Consider the following 16,273-nt stretch of genomic DNA (forward strand, 5'->3'; position numbering starts at 1 on the left):
TAAATAGCCTGATTGTCGAGCACCGAGCCCAGCAAATCAGGCTATTTTGGGTTAAGATAGCTAGGTTAAATGCATTTTGCGCCATGTATTCAGCATGGCGCAAAACAAATCCGCTGTTTTTTCTGCGTCATAGATGGCGGAGTGCGCTTCTTTCGTATCAAAATCAATTCCGGCAGCTTGTGCTGCTTTCGCTAAGACAGTTTGCCCGTACATAAATCCTGCTAAAGTCGCAGTGTCGAAACAAGTAAATGAGTGAAAAGGCGAAGCAATTCCTGTTCGTTTGGCGGCCTCTTTGATAAACAGTAAATCAAACCAAGCGTTATGGCCTACGAGAACAGCACGTTGGCATTTAGTCTTTTTTAAAGCCTTATTGATTGGGACAAACAAATTTTCCAAGGCTTGTTTTTCTTCAATTGCAAAACGGAGAGGTTGAAACGGATCAATTTGAATAAAGTCAAGCGATTTTTCGTCCAGTTCAGCCCCCTCAAAAGGTAGAACATGCTCAAAATGGGAGGCTCCTCGGACAAAAAAACCTTGTTCATCGAGCTCAATTAATACAATACACATCTCAAGGAGTGCATTTTTTTGTGGATCAATTCCAGCCGTTTCGATATCCACAACAACGGGCAAAAAGCCTCGAAATCTGTCTTTTAATGCTTCACACAAAATGAAATCACGCCGACTCATAAACACTCCACTCCACTGTTTCACCTGCAGCCACAGGTACCACTTGTTCTTGTCCTAAGGGTAACGTTTCAGGAATAGACTGAGGTGTCTTAATTAACGTCAGCTCTGTGTGATTGAGAGGAAGTCGATAGAATTCAGCACCAAATTGACTGAGAAAGGCATTAAGCCTATTCAATTTGCCAAGATGATCAAAAATCTGCGTATACATTGCCACAGCATAAGGTGCTGAATAAATTCCTGCACAGCCGCAAGCACTCTCCTTATTGGTTTTTGCGTGGGGCGCACTGTCAGTGCCAGCAAAAAATTTGGGGTTTCCGCTGATTGCCGCTTTTTGCAAGGCTTGCTGATCACTTTCCCTCTTTAAAATAGGTAAGCAATAATAATGAGGTTTTACCCCTCCGGCTAAAAGATGATTGCGATTGTAAAATAAATGATGAGGTGTTATGGTCGCTGCGACATTACTAGAGGATTGGTTTACAAAATCGACAGCAATTTGTGTCGAAATGTGCTCAAGAACAATTCGCAGTTTGGGAAAATCACGTAATAATGGAATTAAGCAATTTTCAATAAATTCAGCTTCTCGATAAAAAATATCTCCCTGCGTGACCTCACCATGAATTTGTAACACCAGATTTTGTTGCTGCATGATTTCAAATAGAGGATAGAGTGCAGTTAAAGAGCGAGCTCCTTCCTCGGAATTAGTCGTAGCCCCAGCAGGATATAGTTTTGCCCCTAAGAGGTAGGGAAAATTGTTAATGCTTTCGAGATCAAGAGGTGTTACCTGCTCATTAAGATACAGAGTCATATAGGGGACAAAGTCAAAATGCCCCCCTAAAGCGGTTAAAATTCGCTCACGATAGGCAAGTACCGAGTCTACTGTAATTAATGCAGGCTTCAGATTAGGCATAATCAATGCACGAGAAAAATGGCGAGCAGTCGCTGGCACGGTGTGCTGTAAAATGATGCCGTCGCGAAAATGAACATGCCAATCGTCAGGCCGAGTAATAGTCAAAGTTTTCACATTAAAAGTTCCGGTAAGTTTGCCGATACCGCAAAGGATAGCATGGTTCTAAGTTGGATGAGCAAACACAGTCAAAGATTATTCATAAGCTTAGGGCCTACAAGAAAGCCCGTTATCAGTGACTAGGGATGGTGTTAAAAATCCTTCTGCGCCTAATGATACTGAAGCAGGTAAAAGAATGAATTGTCGAGTGGTAGTTAAGATTATTAAATAGAATCAATTAGTAAGGTTATTGTGTTGAACTTCTTCTCAATTCTACTTATTAACAGACCTAATTTTTTGGAACAGGTAACTTAATAAATAAGTATTGTCGATACCACTTCTTTTCTGATACAGTAGATAAAGTTTAGTCAACCTATTGATTCCAATTAGTTAAATAGCTTGAAAAATTAATGCTCACCGAGGTCTAAAGTTTTTAAGTCTCTTAAGCTTATCAATTAGATCAAACGATTGGTGACGAATTAATTACTGTGAGCACAAAAGAAACATTGTTGACCGCAAAGCTAAATAATTTATCGAATTAATAGAGAAAATTTGTGGAAATGGTGTTGACTTTGATAAAGTAGCACTTGATAATCTGCCTATGTACGTTCTCGGATAGAGCGATGATTGCGTACTGTGGTCAATCCCATGATGTGGTTTGACGGCTAAACGGGAAATTAATAATAAAAAAGTGGAGATGAAGCATGTCATATTTGAAGAAAACAGCGGTAGCTGTTCTTGCTTTAAGCAGCAGTGCAGTATTTGCTGGTACCATGGGTCCTGTTTGCACCCCTGGTAATGTCACAGTTCCTTGCGAAAGAACTGCTTGGGATTTCGGTGTACAAGCCCTTTACTTAGACACTACTTACGACAATGGCAGCCCTAATTGGTGGGGTGGTTATGGTAGTGGTTATGATTTCGGTGGCTTCAATGAAACCAGATGGAATAATAACTGGCGTAATGACTGGAATTGGGGCTTCAAGTTAGAAGGTTCTTACCATTTCCACACTGGTAACGACATCAACGTTAACTGGTACCACTTAACTAATAGCAACAATGACCACCACAACAACTCGGGTTGGGGCTGGGATAACAACCGCAACAGAGGTCCTCGTTGGGACGCTGTTAACGTTGAACTTGGTCAACACGTAGACTTCAGCGAGTGGAAAGTTATCCGCTTCCATGGTGGTGTTCAATACGCTCGAATCGCTGATCACCGTCGTAACCACAATAATGGCTTTGGCGCATTCGGAGCTGGCTTTGGTGGATTCGGAACTGGCTTTGGCGGATTCGGAACTTCCTTCTTTGGTGCCAATGCGTTTGGAAACCATCACGAAGCAAGATTCAACGGTTTCGGTCCTCGCTTCGGTGCTGACATGAGCTACATGGTTGGTAATGGTTTCAGCGTTTATGCTAACGGTGCAACAGCCTTGTTGATCGGTTCTAGCAGACCTGCATTCCAATTCGATCCAGCATTCCCAGTGTCATTAATTCCAGTAGCTGCAGGTTTCCCTGTGCTCCCAGCATTCGGAACTCTTCCAGGTACAGGATTTGCTGCGCTGAATACGTTTAACCACCACAACAGAACTATTATGGTTCCTGAGTTGGAAGGTAAACTCGGTGCTAAATACACTTATGCTATGGCATCAGGTGACTTAACCCTGGATGTTGGTTACATGTGGGTTAACTACTTCAATGCTAGACACACTGTGTTCAACCATGGCACTATCGTTGATGGCTTCGGTGTTCGTCGTCACTTGGGCTTCGAAGATCGTTCAAGCAACGTTGCTTTCAACGGTCCTTACGCTGGTGTTAAGTGGGTTGGTAATTTTGTCTAATTTGTTGAATTATGCTGTATTTAAAGCCCATCACTTGTTGATGGGCTTTTTTTTAGATTAACGGAGTGATCATGTTGAAAAAAACAACCTTGGCAATTCTCAGTTTGGCTGTGAGTGGTTTTGCCTCCGCTGGAATGTATTCCCCCGCACCTGCTCCTTCGTGCACTCCAGGTGATGTAACAGTACCTTGCGAAGCTAAAAAATGGGACATTGGAGCACAGGCGCTTTATTTTCAGCCAACTTATTCAAATGGCAAAGGTTATGAATTCAATCCAGAACATGGTTTTAACAGCGTCAGACCCAGATGGGGATGGGGATACCGATTACAGGGGTCATATCATTTTCATACCGGTAACGACATCACAATGACCTTTATACATTATGATAGAAACTCAGATCGTGGCGGCTATGCTGGAGAAATTCCATTTGCCCTTGCATTTGAACCATTTAGATTGCGCTTAGAAAATCAGTTTGATCAGGTTAATTTAGTACTTGGCCAACATGTTGATATGAGCGCGTGGAAAAAAATACGGTTTTATGGCGGTTTGCAATTTGCAAAAATCCGGCTGGATACAACAAATCAATTCTTAGTCGTTCCACCAGGACTTGTTCTACGCTCAGTTTCAAGTTTACAACAGTTCCGAAATGCTGATTTTGAGGGAGTAGGTCCAGTTGTGGGTGTCGATTACGCATATAATTTAGTTCAGGGTTTCAGCGTAACAGGTAATGCGGCAACTGCTCTTCACTACGGTGTAAATCGCTATGTTTCAGGATTTATCGCTGGTCCGAGCTTTGCTGTTAATGCAGTTGATAGTCATAGCCAACGAATAGTAGTGCCCAGTATCGAAGCAAAATTAGGTCTTAAGTATACTCATGAATGGATTGAGGGCACACTTAATCTGGAAGGCGGCTTTCAAGCAGTTAATTATTTTAACGCTTTGGAAGTAAGGAGGCCTTTTGGGGTAACTAATCATATTTCGAGCAGCGATTTCGGACTGTACGGCCCCTATTTCGGCGCAAGCTGGGTTGGAAACGTGATTTAATTTCAAAAATACCCTCTATTACAAGGCCCATGTTCAATGGGCTTTTTTTATGTCAAAAAAGAAGTGGATTGTTCAATGCTTACCACTTTATGTATACAGTTTGAGAAGAGCTGTGAGTCAGATCGGAAGTGAATGAGCTATGGCATTGAATTGTATTGACCAAATGTTGTCAAACTCCGATCAATTAATTTCAATACAAAAGATCTTGGCTGCGATTTTTGATCAGTATTAATCTTTTTCACACAAATTTTGATTTAAATTTAGACTTTAAGATTGAGAAAAATGACGAGCCTAGCTATGCTATTGGGGCTTGTGTCTTTGAACAATGTTTAAAATTAAAGATCAGTTGGAATAAAAAATGAGATGGACCTTTTCACTTTAAAGACAGGAAGAAAAAAAATAATTTAGGAGTACGTTGTGTGAAATATAAAGCCCTAATATTAGCACTTTCTGCTTTGTCCAGCTCAATTTTTGCCGCTGACAATGAAGAGCTGCAGCAGGAAATTCTACGCTTACAAGAGCAAACTAAACAGCTGCAAAGCCAATTGAATCGTTTGCAAAAACAATTAGTTGCCCAGGCAGTTATAAAACCCACAGCTAAAGCTAAACCCGCTGTAAAGCAGGTTATAGCTAAAAAATCGATAACTAAAAAAGCACCTCCACCCCCTACTAAAAACGTTGTAGCGGCAAAAAATAATCAAGCGGTTGTAGCAAATACAGAAAACACTGAGAAAGGAAAAACCATCCATGTCAGTCCATTATCAGTGTATACAGCGCATGAAGATGACAAAGTGAAAGGGTTTTATCCTACAGCGTTGATTGCGGATGGTCGGGTGATTAGTTACATCGCTGGTACGCCAGTGGTTAGCTCACCTTATCTAGGAGAGAGACCTGCTTTTGATGGTTCTGATTATATTGTGAATATTTCAAGCATTAATCGGGATATTCGTTTAATGGAACAGCGACGCCGATTATACCGTGCTTATGAAAGCCTTGGATATCCCAAACCCAACGTACCTATAATCTCAATTAGCGGAAAAGCAGAACCGGTTGCGATTATTAATCGTCCTTACGTGGGTAAATACGCGAGTGATATCAATTTGGGTTCTAGTGAGGTAGACGTTGCGGCGGCGTTAAATGACAAAGTGGAAGCATTCATATCCATGGCTTACGATGAAACGCCTCCTCCTGTGGGACAGCGGGTTTCAAACTCTGCTTTTAGTTTAAACTTAGGGTTTGTTAACATTGGTAATCTAGATAAATCGCCCTTTTATTTCACTGCAGGTCAAATGTTTGTTCCTTTTGGCCGTTATTCCAGCTCAATGATCAGTTCTACACTACCTCAACGTTTAGCAAGAACAAAGGCCAGGCCCTTTATTCTTGGGTATAAATCCCAAAAAGATTGGGGGCCTTATGCAGCTGTCTATGGATTTAAATCCGATACTAATTTAGGCCACGCTGGTATAGGCGGGTTAAATTTAGGTTATACCATTAAAGCAGGTAGGCTTTCTGGTGATATAGGGGCTGGGTATATAAGCTCTATAACTGATTCAACGGGTATGCAAGATAATGGTTCTCAACCTTTTACAACATTTGGCGGTTTTGCCTCAGATACCAACGGAAGTGAGTTAATTCACAAAGTACCGGGCGTTAATGTTCATGGAAACATTAGTTTTGATCGCTACAGTTTGACTGCTGAATGGGTAGGAGCATCACGAAGATTCAGATTCCAGGATCTGAGCTTTAATTACAGAGGAGCCAAGCCACAAGCAGCACAACTTGAGGGAGGTGTGACCTTTATGGCCTTCAATAAGCCTGCTTCAATAGGGGTGGGTTACCAATGGTCGAAGGACACGCTTGCTTTACACTTGCCCAAACATCGCTTTAGTGGTGTATTCAACATTTCGATATGGAAGGATACGGTTGAGAGCCTCGAATACCGTCATGATGTGGACTATAACGTTTATCAATTTGCTAATGGGATTGCGCCACCTGGTTTGGTGAATTTGCCAATTTTTGGTACGGGTCGCAAATCTGACGCTTTAATTGCACAAATTGGTGTGTATTTCTAAACGGTATACCACCCTTCACGTTGTCTGTTCATTCCGCTTCCCGCGGTGCAAACCGCGGGTATCAAAACCCGAAATTTATGGCATTAACCTGTTCGCTATAAAGTGCTTTGTTCATGAAATTACTGCTATGCTTATCCACATACCAAGCGTAAAAAGGTTGTGTAAATAATGGGATTAGGTAATCTACGGCGTTTAATGGCAATAGTTTGGCTAATACTCCTTTTCTCACCATTCGGCTGGGCAAATAGCATTGTTGAGTTATCAATAAATGGGACGATAGGACCGGCCACAGCAGATTATTTATCCCGGGGCATTATCAACGCTCAAAAAGCAAGCCTAATTCTAATTACGATTGACACTCCCGGTGGCTTAGATAAATCAACACGGCAAATTGTACAAAGTATTTTAAGTTCAAAAGTGCCCGTCGTTGTTTATGTAGCCCCGAGCGGGGCTCGTGCAGCGAGTGCAGGCACATTTTTAGTTTATGCAAGCACGGTGGCTGCTATGGCACCTAGTACTCATTTAGGAGCCGCTAGCCCAATTGATATAACCACTGCAATGGGTGGCCAAAGCCAATCCGCTACAAAAACAACCATGGAGAAAAAAGTCACGAATGATTCTATTGCCTACATTCGATCATTAGCGCAATTGCGTGAGCGCGATCCTGTATTCGCTGAAAAAGCGGTACAAGATGCAGCGACCATGACTGCTGATGAAGCGCTGCGCGCTAAAGTGATTAATATCATTGCAAAGGATCGAAATGATTTATTTGCTCAACTCAATGGAAAAATAGTGACTCAAGATGGTCAAAAAATTCAGTTGGTAACTGAAAAAGCAAAAATAGATAGTATGCCCCCTGATTGGCGTACTCGCTTCTTAGAGGTGGTCACTGATCCTACGGTGGCATATTTACTTTTATTGCTTGGAATTTATGGCATTTTCTTTGAATTAGTCAATCCGGGATATATGTTACCTGGAGTGGTGGGTGCTATTTCCTTTCTCATAGCACTTTATGCCTTGCAGTTGTTACCTGTCAATTATGCTGGATTAGCGCTTATTGTGCTTGGTTTAGCCTTTATTGTCGGGGAAGCGTTTGCACCCAGCTTTGGCGCTTTGGGGATTGGGGGAACAATTGCTTTTGTTATGGGATCAATTTTACTGATTAGCAGCGATTCAGAATCCTATCAAATTGCTCGGTCCGCCATTGGGGCAATGGCAGCTGTTAATCTTATTATTTTATTTGCCCTAATTGCCATGTTGTTAAAGGCTAGAAAACGCAAATTACAACACGGTGTGATGATATTGATTGGTGCGGAAGGACGCGCATTAGGGGGAATCGATACTTATGGACAAGCCGTAATCAAAGGAGAAATTTGGAGTGTCCATGCCAAGAAACCGATTAAAGCGGATAAACCTATAAAAGTGATCGCTGCTGAAGGATTACAATTGGAAGTGGAGGAAGTGAAATAGCCTTTAGTATCGCGAGCAAGAGTGAGATAAAGTAAGGGATTGTTTGCAAATCCAGAATGATTTACTAATCGAGCTGGCTCACGAAAATGAGCTTGAATTAGGAGAAAAAGATGAGCATCTTTTTTGGATTTATCGTTATTATTCTTGCATTTTTACTGATGTCAACTTTTAAGGTTTTGCGAGAATATGAGCGTGCAGTAGTCTTCATGCTAGGCCGATTTTGGCGTGTCAAAGGACCTGGCTTAGTTATTCTTATTCCCATAGTGCAGCAAATGGTTCGGGTTGATTTACGCACAGTGGTGATGGACGTGCCGAGCCAAGATGTGATTTCGCGAGACAACGTTTCGGTCCGCGTAAACGCAGTGCTTTATTTTAGGGTGATTGATCCAGAAAAAGCGATTATTCAAGTGGAAAACTATTTTGAAGCGACTAGTCAACTCGCCCAGACCACATTACGCTCAGTCTTAGGACAGCACGAGCTGGACGAGATGCTGGCGGAACGAGAGAGGTTAAACTCTGACATACAAAAAATATTAGATGCGCAAACGGATAGTTGGGGTATCAAAGTTTCGAATGTGGAAATAAAGCATATCGATCTCGATGAAAGCATGATACGTGCTATTGCGAAGCAAGCAGAGGCCGAGCGTGATAGGCGAGCAAAGGTGATTCATGCAGAAGGTGAATTGCAAGCCTCCGAAAAATTATTCCAGGCAGCCAAAGTACTTGCTCAAGAACCACAATCCATGCAACTGCGTTATTTGCAAACACTCACCGCCTTAGCAAATAATAATACGTCGACCATTGTTTTCCCTATGCCCATTGAACTCGGAGAGTTATTGCGAAAAATAGGAGAGAAGTGACTGGTTAGTAAGGATGACGTTTTTTTTCGCTCATTTTACGGATAAACGTTTTCTTAAACAGTTCATTTGCCGATCCGGGCGTTGGATTAAAGAGGGGAATAGTGATATCGACTTCATCGTTTGGGTCGGCTTCAGCAATTGCAACAGCAACAATTTCGGCGGCTTCCTTTGCATCCCAACCATAAACTCCGATCCCTAAAGGTTGTAAAAAAAGAGGCCTACTTAATTGCTTTGCATCTAAAACAGCCCCTTGTACTGCCGCTTTATATTGTTCTTTAAAGCGTTTTTTTCTTTCCACGGAATCGGATAGGGTTTCAAAAGTTAAGCCAACATTGCCTGCAACAAAAGGAACGGTTGCAACGCCTCCCAAATAACCATCTTGCTCTGCGATGCGTATGTAGGCAGGCATTTCTTCTTGTTGGCTATGGTAATTATCTAAAATCGTCTGTAATGCTTTTTGCCACCCTCCTGCTGCATTTTGGTAATGAATATTTTGATTAAAAAACTGTTTAAACACTGTAAAACCGGAGCCCATGCTTAAGACACTAGTGCAGGTCACTGTTCCTGCACAAACAATTAGGGAGTTCGCTTTAGGTTCAATGCGGGTTGTTGTGGTGAAAGGCATGTCGGTCCTTAAATCCGGTTTGGGTTATGGAATTATAGTAAACCAAAAGTTTTAACTTCCACTGGGAAACACTTTGTGGTAGAAGATTGTTTTTTGTCAAGTAATCGACCGGAGTACTTTATGGCAATCAAATCAGATCGTTGGATTGAAAAAATGGCGCTGGAACATGGGATGATTTCCCCTTTTCAGTGTGGGCAGGTCCGCCAAACAGATCAAGGACGTATCATCTCCTATGGTGTTTCAAGCTATGGTTATGATGTGCGTTGTGCGAATGAATTTAAAATTTTTACTAATATTAACTCAGCGATCGTTGACCCTAAGGCTTTCGATGAAAACAGTTTTGTTGATGTAAAATCGGACGTTTGTATTATTCCTCCGAATTCTTTTGCTTTAGCGCGTACAGTGGAGTATTTTCGTATTCCTCGCACTGTGTTGACCATTTGTTTGGGTAAATCAACTTATGCTCGATGCGGAATTATTGTCAATGTCACACCTTTAGAACCGGAGTGGGAAGGGCATGTGACTCTGGAGTTTTCTAATACAACACCGTTGCCTGCAAAAATTTACGCTAACGAAGGGGTTGCTCAAATGTTATTCTTGGAGTCCGATGAGGTGTGCGCAGTGTCTTATCGAGATAGGGGCGGCAAATATCAAGGACAAACAGGCGTGACTTTGCCACGAACTTAAGCTCGTAAACAACGAGTTTTAATCCTCATCTTTTAGTGGAAATTTTGCACGGGAGGCATCCACTCGCTCTCTCAATTCCTTACCCGGTTTAAAATGAGGGCTGTGCTTAGCCTCGGTAACCACTTTTTCCCCTGTTTTAGGATTATGCGCATTACGTGGCGGTCGGTAGTGTAGAGAAAAACTGCCAAAACCTCGAATTTCGATTCGCTTGTTTTGAATAAGCGCTTCACTCATTAACTCAAGAATACGGTTAATGCAGTCAGCTACCTGCTTTTCAGGAAGATGTGTCATTTTTGCAGCAAGGGTTGCAATGAGTTCCGATTTAATCATACCCACCTCGGTTAGCCGCGTTTTCGGGACGTCACCACCAAGACACAGCAGGTGCTGACTTTTTACCACTCTATTTTCAGTATAGACGGGTAAAGAAATTATTCAATGTTATCAATTAACTGTATCAATATTTTAATCGTCAATGCAATCTTTCTTAGTGAATCAATGATGAATTCTGTTAAGAAATGCTATTTTCAGCTAAATATTAAGACGTTGTTGAATAAAAGCATTAACAATACCCCAGCTCATGGCCACCTTCGTCGTGCGTAAACAAGCAAATAAATTGGATGTTAGGGCTTTAGAAGTCGTAATGACCAAAGAACCAGGTTTGATTTGCTCAACGGATTTCGAAATGGTCTGCCAAGCTTCGCCAAAGAAAGCGGTGGCATTAATAAAAATCAGGGAAGCATCATCAAACGGTATTTGTAAAAAATCCCCTTTTTTAAAGTCAATACAGCTTGCTATTTCAAGATAGCCAGGGCGCTCACTCAAGCGTTGTTTTTGTAATTCAGCGCTTTGATGTAATGAGGCGAAAAGCTCAATGCCACAGCTTTTTTTGACATTAAAGACCATAGCACAAGCAAGCACTGCTTTCCCTGTGCCGCTTCCTAAATCATAGAAAACAGTTGATGAATCAGGATGACAGAGTGATAGTAAGGCAATGAAAGATTCAAATTCAATTTCCCCGTAGACGTATTCCAAAGCATCACTATCAAGTCTCGCTTCTTTGGATAAGGCAAATCCATTCATATCAGCATAAAGCTGTTGAAATACAGCGAAATGTTTATCGAGAGCTAGCGCATTTTGCCAAAGGGTGATTTTCTTGTTTCGCTGTTTTTGAGAATGATAAAAGAGAACGGTTGTGATAATCACCAAGAGAAGCAGCAATAGAGGCCACATAGTCATTCATAATGAGATAATGTATAAATAGGGTAGCTCATTTATAGGAACGTTTGCATCTACTGCATCACCAGAAGTATGTGCTATTTTTCTTAAGCTGGATGAAAAAGAAAAAAAATTTGATACAGTGAAAGAAAAAAATTTCATGTTTAGGTAAATGTAGTAATGATAAAACAAATAATTATCGTTGGTTTAGTGATCTTACTCTGTATCACCCTGTCCGTGTACTTATTGCAAAGGCATTTGATTTATTTTCCTAGTAAAGAGAAGCCCGAGCGTCACCAATTTCACGCGCAAGATATGACGCAATTGCAATTGCCAACGCCGGATGGTTTGCAATTAAACGCATGGTATAAGCCTGCTCATAATAATCAGCCCACAATTTTATACTTACATGGGAATGCTGGACATATAGGGTATCGTATGCCTTTAGTGCGTCAGTTTCTCACTGCTGGATTTGGTGTGTTATTACTCGAATATCGCGGTTATGGTGGGAATAGAGGTAAACCGACGGAAGAAGGTTTATACACTGACGGTCGAACGGCGATTCATTTTTTATTGGATAAAGGAATTTCCACTCGTCATTTGGTTCTTTATGGCGAGTCTTTAGGTACTGGCGTGGCAACAAAATTAGCCACTGAATTTCCGATTTGTGCAATGGTCTTGCAATCGCCCCTTGCTTCATTGTCTGCTGTTGCACGCTATCATTATCCCTGGATATTTATTGAGCCCTGGGATAAATTTGATTCTTTATCGAGGATAGCCAGTACCCACGTGCCTTTGCTAATTTTCCATGGTAAGCAAGATCAAATCGTTCCTTTTGCACAAGGCTTCAGCCTATATAAGCAAGCCAATGATCCTAAGCGCTTGATTATACTAGAAAATAAGGGGCATAATGATGTTTGGGATGAAAAATTTGCAGCCGAAACAATTCATTTTATCCACTCCTATTGCTCCTAACTTAATCATTTTATTTCGATTTATGCCATAATCCTTAATGTTCTCTTAATATTAATTCCTTAGAATGTACCTAATGGTTCGAAAATTATTCATTAAGACACGCGGAGAGTATCAATGCCAGATCGCATACCAATGACACGGCGGATACCAATGCCAGACCGGAGCAAACCAGGGTTTTTTAATGCCAAAGTGCCCCCTGTTGCTCATCCTTATCAAACTGTATCCGAAGAAAAAGCAGATTTTATCGATGTTGGTGGTGTTGGCGATTGTGGATTTAGAGCTTTGGCTGTGGCAATGCTTGATGATATTTTGGAAAGCCCAGCCCGCGAAAATCAGGGTATGGCTAAATACTTACTCACACTCCATGCTTCATACTTCCCACAACAGCAGATCGCCAGTCGTCTAATGACGCCAGTGGAGCATTTAACAACATTAGTGGCAGCCCCCTTTAATCGCGCCAAATTTGCCTTAGAATTATCCTATGCTTTGCGTCAGGCAGCAGTCGATGAAATAGTCGCTTCACCAGACCAATACCGGGGTGCTTTTGCCGATGAAAGAGAAGGGACTGATCCACAAAAGATGCGTCAGCCAATACATGGATTGACGAGACCGCAATTGCTGCCTTATCAAATGCAATTAAAGTTCCCATTAAAGTACAGGTGGTCGAACCAGGTAAAGAAATTCCTTTGAGTCTAACCTATAATGAAGACCTGCAAATGACCAAGGGAAATCCGATAACGATACAATTGCAAGGCAAACATTATTTACCTAAAGTCAAAAACCCTGAAAATTTTGTATTATTAGATCCTGTCAGCGCTCATCGCATTGAACCTGCTAAACCAATTCACCAGCCAGCTAATGATCCAACACTTTCTGAAATTTTGAAAAAGATTGAAGAAGCGGATGAAGCGATGCTGAAAGAATATGCGCAAACCTCAAGCCGTTTGGAGCTAATGGTGAGGAACAAAGAACTGAGTAAAGATGATTTACTTCGTATTTATATCGAAGGGATAAAAAAGAGTGATTACCTTGAAGGTCGCGTAAAACAAGTTGGAATTGAAAATGGTAATCAGGATTTCTTTGAACAAGCCATTGAAAGAGGCCGCAAAAATGTAAAAGCAATAGCGCTGCCTCAAGGAAATTATGAAGATCAAATTACCAAGGAATTAGTGCATGCTATCGCCCGGGCGATAAGTATCGGACAGTTAGATCATTCTGTTTATGAGAATGTCGAAACCTCGTCTTACCATCTTTCTTCACTTTTTGCTGGCGGTTAGGTTGCATGAGTAGCTTCCTCTTCTCGCCAGTGTAGTTTATGTAAATAGTCCTTCTTCGCATTCTGCGGCGCGCCTGCTGAAGATAGGAAAAAAGTGTTGCTATTACAGAAATCCCTGTTCTTTCATCCATTCATCATTGGCATATTTTGACATGTAATTACGAATAGAATCGGGCAGAATAACTAAACATTTTTGCCCTTTTTGTAGGGTTTTTGCTGCTTGCAAAGCAGCCCACATGGCAGCGCCTGAAGAACCGCCCACCAATAATCCTTCTTCGCGAATCATGCGTCTTGCCATACGAAAAGAGTCGCTATCATTAGTTTTAATGTAAGTATCAATGAGTGTGTTATCTAAAACTTCCGGGAAGAAGTCATAACCTATTCCTTCCACATGATAAGGTTTAATCTCATCGCCGCCGCCTAGAATAGACCCAATGGGGTCCACACCAATGATTTTAATCGCTGGGTTATACTCTTTCATGCGCTTAGCAATACCGGTAATAGTCCCGCCAGTACCCACTCCGGCAACGATCATGTGTAAGTCTTTACCGAAATCGTCAATAATTTCTTGTGCGGTTCCGTGATAATGGGCGTTAGGATTATCAGGATTTGAATATTGATCAAGAATATGGGAATTAGGAATTTCGCGCTGCAGTTCTTTGGCTAAAGAAATATGGCTGTCTGGATCATTCCAAGCGGCTTCTGTACGGGTTCGATAAATAGTTGCCCCTAAGCGCTCAAGAACGGCCTGTTTTTCCTGGCTCATTTTATTGGGCATTGTAATGATCACTTTATAGCCCATAACAGCACCGGCCAAAGCAATACCGATACCTGTATTACCTGAAGTCGGTTCGATTAATGTATCACCCGGTTTGATGCGCCCGCTGCGCTCGGCATTTTTTACCATCTCATAACCAATACGATCTTTTACCGATCCACCTGGATTTAAAAATTCGCATTTAGCATAAATTTCGCATGCCAATTCTTTGCTTAAATGATTAATTTTGACAACAGGCGTGTTACCAATTGTGGCTAGAATAGTGGGATAAATCATGTTCAGACCCTTTTGATGATTTTATCACTCAGTATACGCTAAAATTGGGGTTAGTCGTCAATGCAACCCGTGTTAGGCAAAAATTAGAGCCTTAGCCCACCAGCGGTTGGCTCACAATAGAGTAGTGGTTGCAAAAATCAAATCAAGGTTGAGCCAGGTGCAACCTGCATAGAGGAACATAGTGGATTTGCTGTGAACCCCTCGTTATACTCGTTGATTGAGAGATAAAATACAAAACAATAATTTATAGGGCGAGGGACAGCAGAAGCGAATGAATGAACCGCTATCTCCAGACGATCAAAGGCCTCCAGATCCATTAGCGGAATCCGAGTCTTCTCATCGCTCTTCCATGCTTTGGTGGTTATTACTCTTAGGCGCAGTATTAGCGTTAGTCTATTTTATTAAGTATCGACATACCAAGCCGGAAGAGGAGAAAAAACCTCCTGCGGTTACATTAGCGGTTGCACGTACAAGCAATGTTCCCGTTTATATTTCGGCATTAGGCAATGTGACCGCAACGTATACTGTCACAGTTAAAACGCAGATCAATGGCCTTTTGATGAAGGTTTTATTTAAAGAGGGACAGTTCGTAAAAAAAGGACAGTTGCTTGCAGAAATTGATCAGCGGCCTTTACTTGCGCAGCTTACCCAATATCAAGGGCAATTACTGCGCGATCAAGCTTTACTAGCCAATGCATTAGTCGATCTTAAGCGCTATCAGCGCTTATGGAAACAAGATTCGGTCTCGCAGCAAACGCTGGCAACGCAAGAGTCATTAGTGAAACAGTATCAAGGTGAAATTGAGATTGATCAAGGGTTGATCGAAAGTACCAAAATTAATTTACTGTATTGTCATATCACTTCCCCTATTGATGGGCGCATCGGTTTACGTTTGGTTGACCCGGGTAATTTTGTGCAAACGACGGATCAGACCGGTATTGCTGTCATCACGACGTTAAACCCAATCACTGTTATTTTTACTATCCCCGAGGATGATGTCGCAAGAATTTTGCCGCAAGCGTTTACCGCAAAAAACATTGAGGTAGAAGCGTATGATCGTCAGCAAAAGCAATTATTGGCAACAGGTACTTTACTCACTATCGATAACCAAATTGATACCACGACAGGAACAGTGAGGCTAAGGGCAATCTTTGATAATAAAGAGAGTAGGCTCTTTCCAAATCAGTTTGTAAATGCAAAACTGCTTGTAACGACACTGAATAACGCCATTGTTGTGCCAACGGCTGCTATTCTGCATGGCAATAATGGTAATTTTGTTTATCGATTGAATTCTGATTTTACTGTCCGGGTTCAGCCGATTAAACCAGGAGTAACTCATGGTGACGAAACGGTTATTCAACAAGGATTGTCGTTTGGCGAACAGGTGGTTGTTGATGGAGCTGATAAATTGAACGATGGCATGAAAGTTAGCATAGCAGGGTCATCGAGTAAATTAATGGAATAACTG

The 16,273-nt window shown here is 41.6% G+C and carries 16 protein-coding genes; 10 read left to right on the forward strand and 6 right to left on the reverse strand.

The window, feature by feature from the left end; all coding sequences use genetic code 11:
* Positions 1–60: 60 nt before the first annotated feature.
* Positions 61–687: a ribonuclease T gene (rnt, locus tag B5D33_RS06745; RefSeq protein ID WP_058453732.1), complete on the reverse strand. Its 627-nt coding sequence runs from the start codon at positions 685–687 to the stop codon at positions 61–63.
* Positions 674–1,708, reverse strand: coding sequence for a dihydroorotase (gene pyrC / locus B5D33_RS06750; RefSeq protein ID WP_058453733.1), 1,035 nt, complete (start codon positions 1,706–1,708; stop codon positions 674–676). Before pyrC ends, rnt begins: the two co-directional genes overlap by 14 nt.
* Positions 1,709–2,394: 686 nt before the next feature.
* On the opposite strand from pyrC, the gene B5D33_RS06755 reads away from it, so the two are divergent.
* The 5 genes from B5D33_RS06755 to B5D33_RS06775 all read left to right on the forward strand — a co-directional run bounded on the left by B5D33_RS06755 (position 2,395) and on the right by B5D33_RS06775 (position 8,973).
* Positions 2,395–3,528: an Lpg1974 family pore-forming outer membrane protein gene (locus B5D33_RS06755; protein WP_058453734.1), complete on the forward strand. Its 1,134-nt coding sequence runs from the start codon at positions 2,395–2,397 to the stop codon at positions 3,526–3,528.
* Between the two features lie 71 nt (positions 3,529–3,599).
* On the forward strand, positions 3,600–4,571 hold the full coding sequence (locus tag B5D33_RS06760) for an Lpg1974 family pore-forming outer membrane protein (RefSeq protein ID WP_058453735.1): 972 nt from the start codon (positions 3,600–3,602) through the stop codon (positions 4,569–4,571).
* Between the two features lie 419 nt (positions 4,572–4,990).
* The gene (locus tag B5D33_RS06765; protein WP_058453736.1) at positions 4,991–6,643 is read left to right on the forward strand and encodes an LbtU family siderophore porin; all 1,653 of its coding nucleotides are present in this window, start codon (positions 4,991–4,993) and stop codon (positions 6,641–6,643) included.
* Between the two features lie 168 nt (positions 6,644–6,811).
* The gene (locus B5D33_RS06770; RefSeq protein ID WP_115304830.1) at positions 6,812–8,113 is read left to right on the forward strand and encodes an NfeD family protein; all 1,302 of its coding nucleotides are present in this window, start codon (positions 6,812–6,814) and stop codon (positions 8,111–8,113) included.
* 158 nt (positions 8,114–8,271) lie between these two features.
* Positions 8,272–8,973 (forward strand): slipin family protein, encoded by a 702-nt coding sequence (locus tag B5D33_RS06775; RefSeq protein ID WP_234802479.1) that lies wholly within the window; start codon positions 8,272–8,274, stop codon positions 8,971–8,973.
* Between the two features lie 4 nt (positions 8,974–8,977).
* Here B5D33_RS06775 and B5D33_RS06780 read toward each other — a convergent pair whose 3' ends face one another.
* Entirely contained in the window at positions 8,978–9,598 is a 621-nt protein-coding gene (locus B5D33_RS06780; protein ID WP_058453738.1) for a hypothetical protein, read from the reverse strand.
* 120 nt (positions 9,599–9,718) lie between these two features.
* Between B5D33_RS06780 and dcd the strand changes: the two genes are divergently transcribed.
* The gene (gene dcd / locus B5D33_RS06785) at positions 9,719–10,285 is read left to right on the forward strand and encodes a dCTP deaminase (RefSeq protein ID WP_058453739.1); all 567 of its coding nucleotides are present in this window, start codon (positions 9,719–9,721) and stop codon (positions 10,283–10,285) included.
* 18 nt (positions 10,286–10,303) lie between these two features.
* On the opposite strand, the gene B5D33_RS06790 is transcribed toward dcd, so the two are convergent.
* Entirely contained in the window at positions 10,304–10,615 is a 312-nt protein-coding gene (locus B5D33_RS06790) for an integration host factor subunit beta (RefSeq protein WP_058453740.1), read from the reverse strand.
* Between the two features lie 198 nt (positions 10,616–10,813).
* Complete coding sequence (locus B5D33_RS06795) at positions 10,814–11,515, reverse strand: class I SAM-dependent methyltransferase (RefSeq protein ID WP_065240049.1); 702 nt, start codon at positions 11,513–11,515, stop codon at positions 10,814–10,816.
* 165 nt (positions 11,516–11,680) lie between these two features.
* On the opposite strand from B5D33_RS06795, the gene B5D33_RS06800 reads away from it, so the two are divergent.
* The 3 genes from B5D33_RS06800 to B5D33_RS06810 all read left to right on the forward strand — a co-directional run bounded on the left by B5D33_RS06800 (position 11,681) and on the right by B5D33_RS06810 (position 13,752).
* Positions 11,681–12,475 carry an alpha/beta hydrolase gene (locus B5D33_RS06800; protein ID WP_058453742.1) on the forward strand — a complete coding sequence of 265 codons (795 nt, stop codon included), beginning with the start codon at positions 11,681–11,683 and terminating at the stop codon, positions 12,473–12,475.
* Between the two features lie 114 nt (positions 12,476–12,589).
* Complete coding sequence (locus tag B5D33_RS06805; RefSeq protein ID WP_139364747.1) at positions 12,590–13,165, forward strand: hypothetical protein; 576 nt, start codon at positions 12,590–12,592, stop codon at positions 13,163–13,165.
* On the forward strand, positions 13,162–13,752 hold the full coding sequence (locus B5D33_RS06810) for a hypothetical protein (protein ID WP_078767368.1): 591 nt from the start codon (positions 13,162–13,164) through the stop codon (positions 13,750–13,752). The genes B5D33_RS06805 and B5D33_RS06810 overlap by 4 nt, the downstream gene beginning before the upstream one ends.
* Positions 13,753–13,854: 102 nt before the next feature.
* Here the strand turns inward: B5D33_RS06810 and B5D33_RS06815 are convergent, their stop codons facing one another.
* Positions 13,855–14,805 (reverse strand): pyridoxal-phosphate dependent enzyme, encoded by a 951-nt coding sequence (locus B5D33_RS06815; RefSeq protein ID WP_058453744.1) that lies wholly within the window; start codon positions 14,803–14,805, stop codon positions 13,855–13,857.
* A gap of 271 nt (positions 14,806–15,076) precedes the next feature.
* On the opposite strand from B5D33_RS06815, the gene B5D33_RS06820 reads away from it, so the two are divergent.
* Positions 15,077–16,270 (forward strand): MdtA/MuxA family multidrug efflux RND transporter periplasmic adaptor subunit, encoded by a 1,194-nt coding sequence (locus B5D33_RS06820; RefSeq protein ID WP_058453745.1) that lies wholly within the window; start codon positions 15,077–15,079, stop codon positions 16,268–16,270.
* The last annotated feature ends 3 nt before the right edge of the window (positions 16,271–16,273 follow it).

Origin of the sequence: Legionella maceachernii, assembly GCF_900167045.1 — a bacterium.
In the GTDB taxonomy this organism is placed as follows: Bacteria; Pseudomonadota; Gammaproteobacteria; order Legionellales; family Legionellaceae; genus Tatlockia; species Tatlockia maceachernii.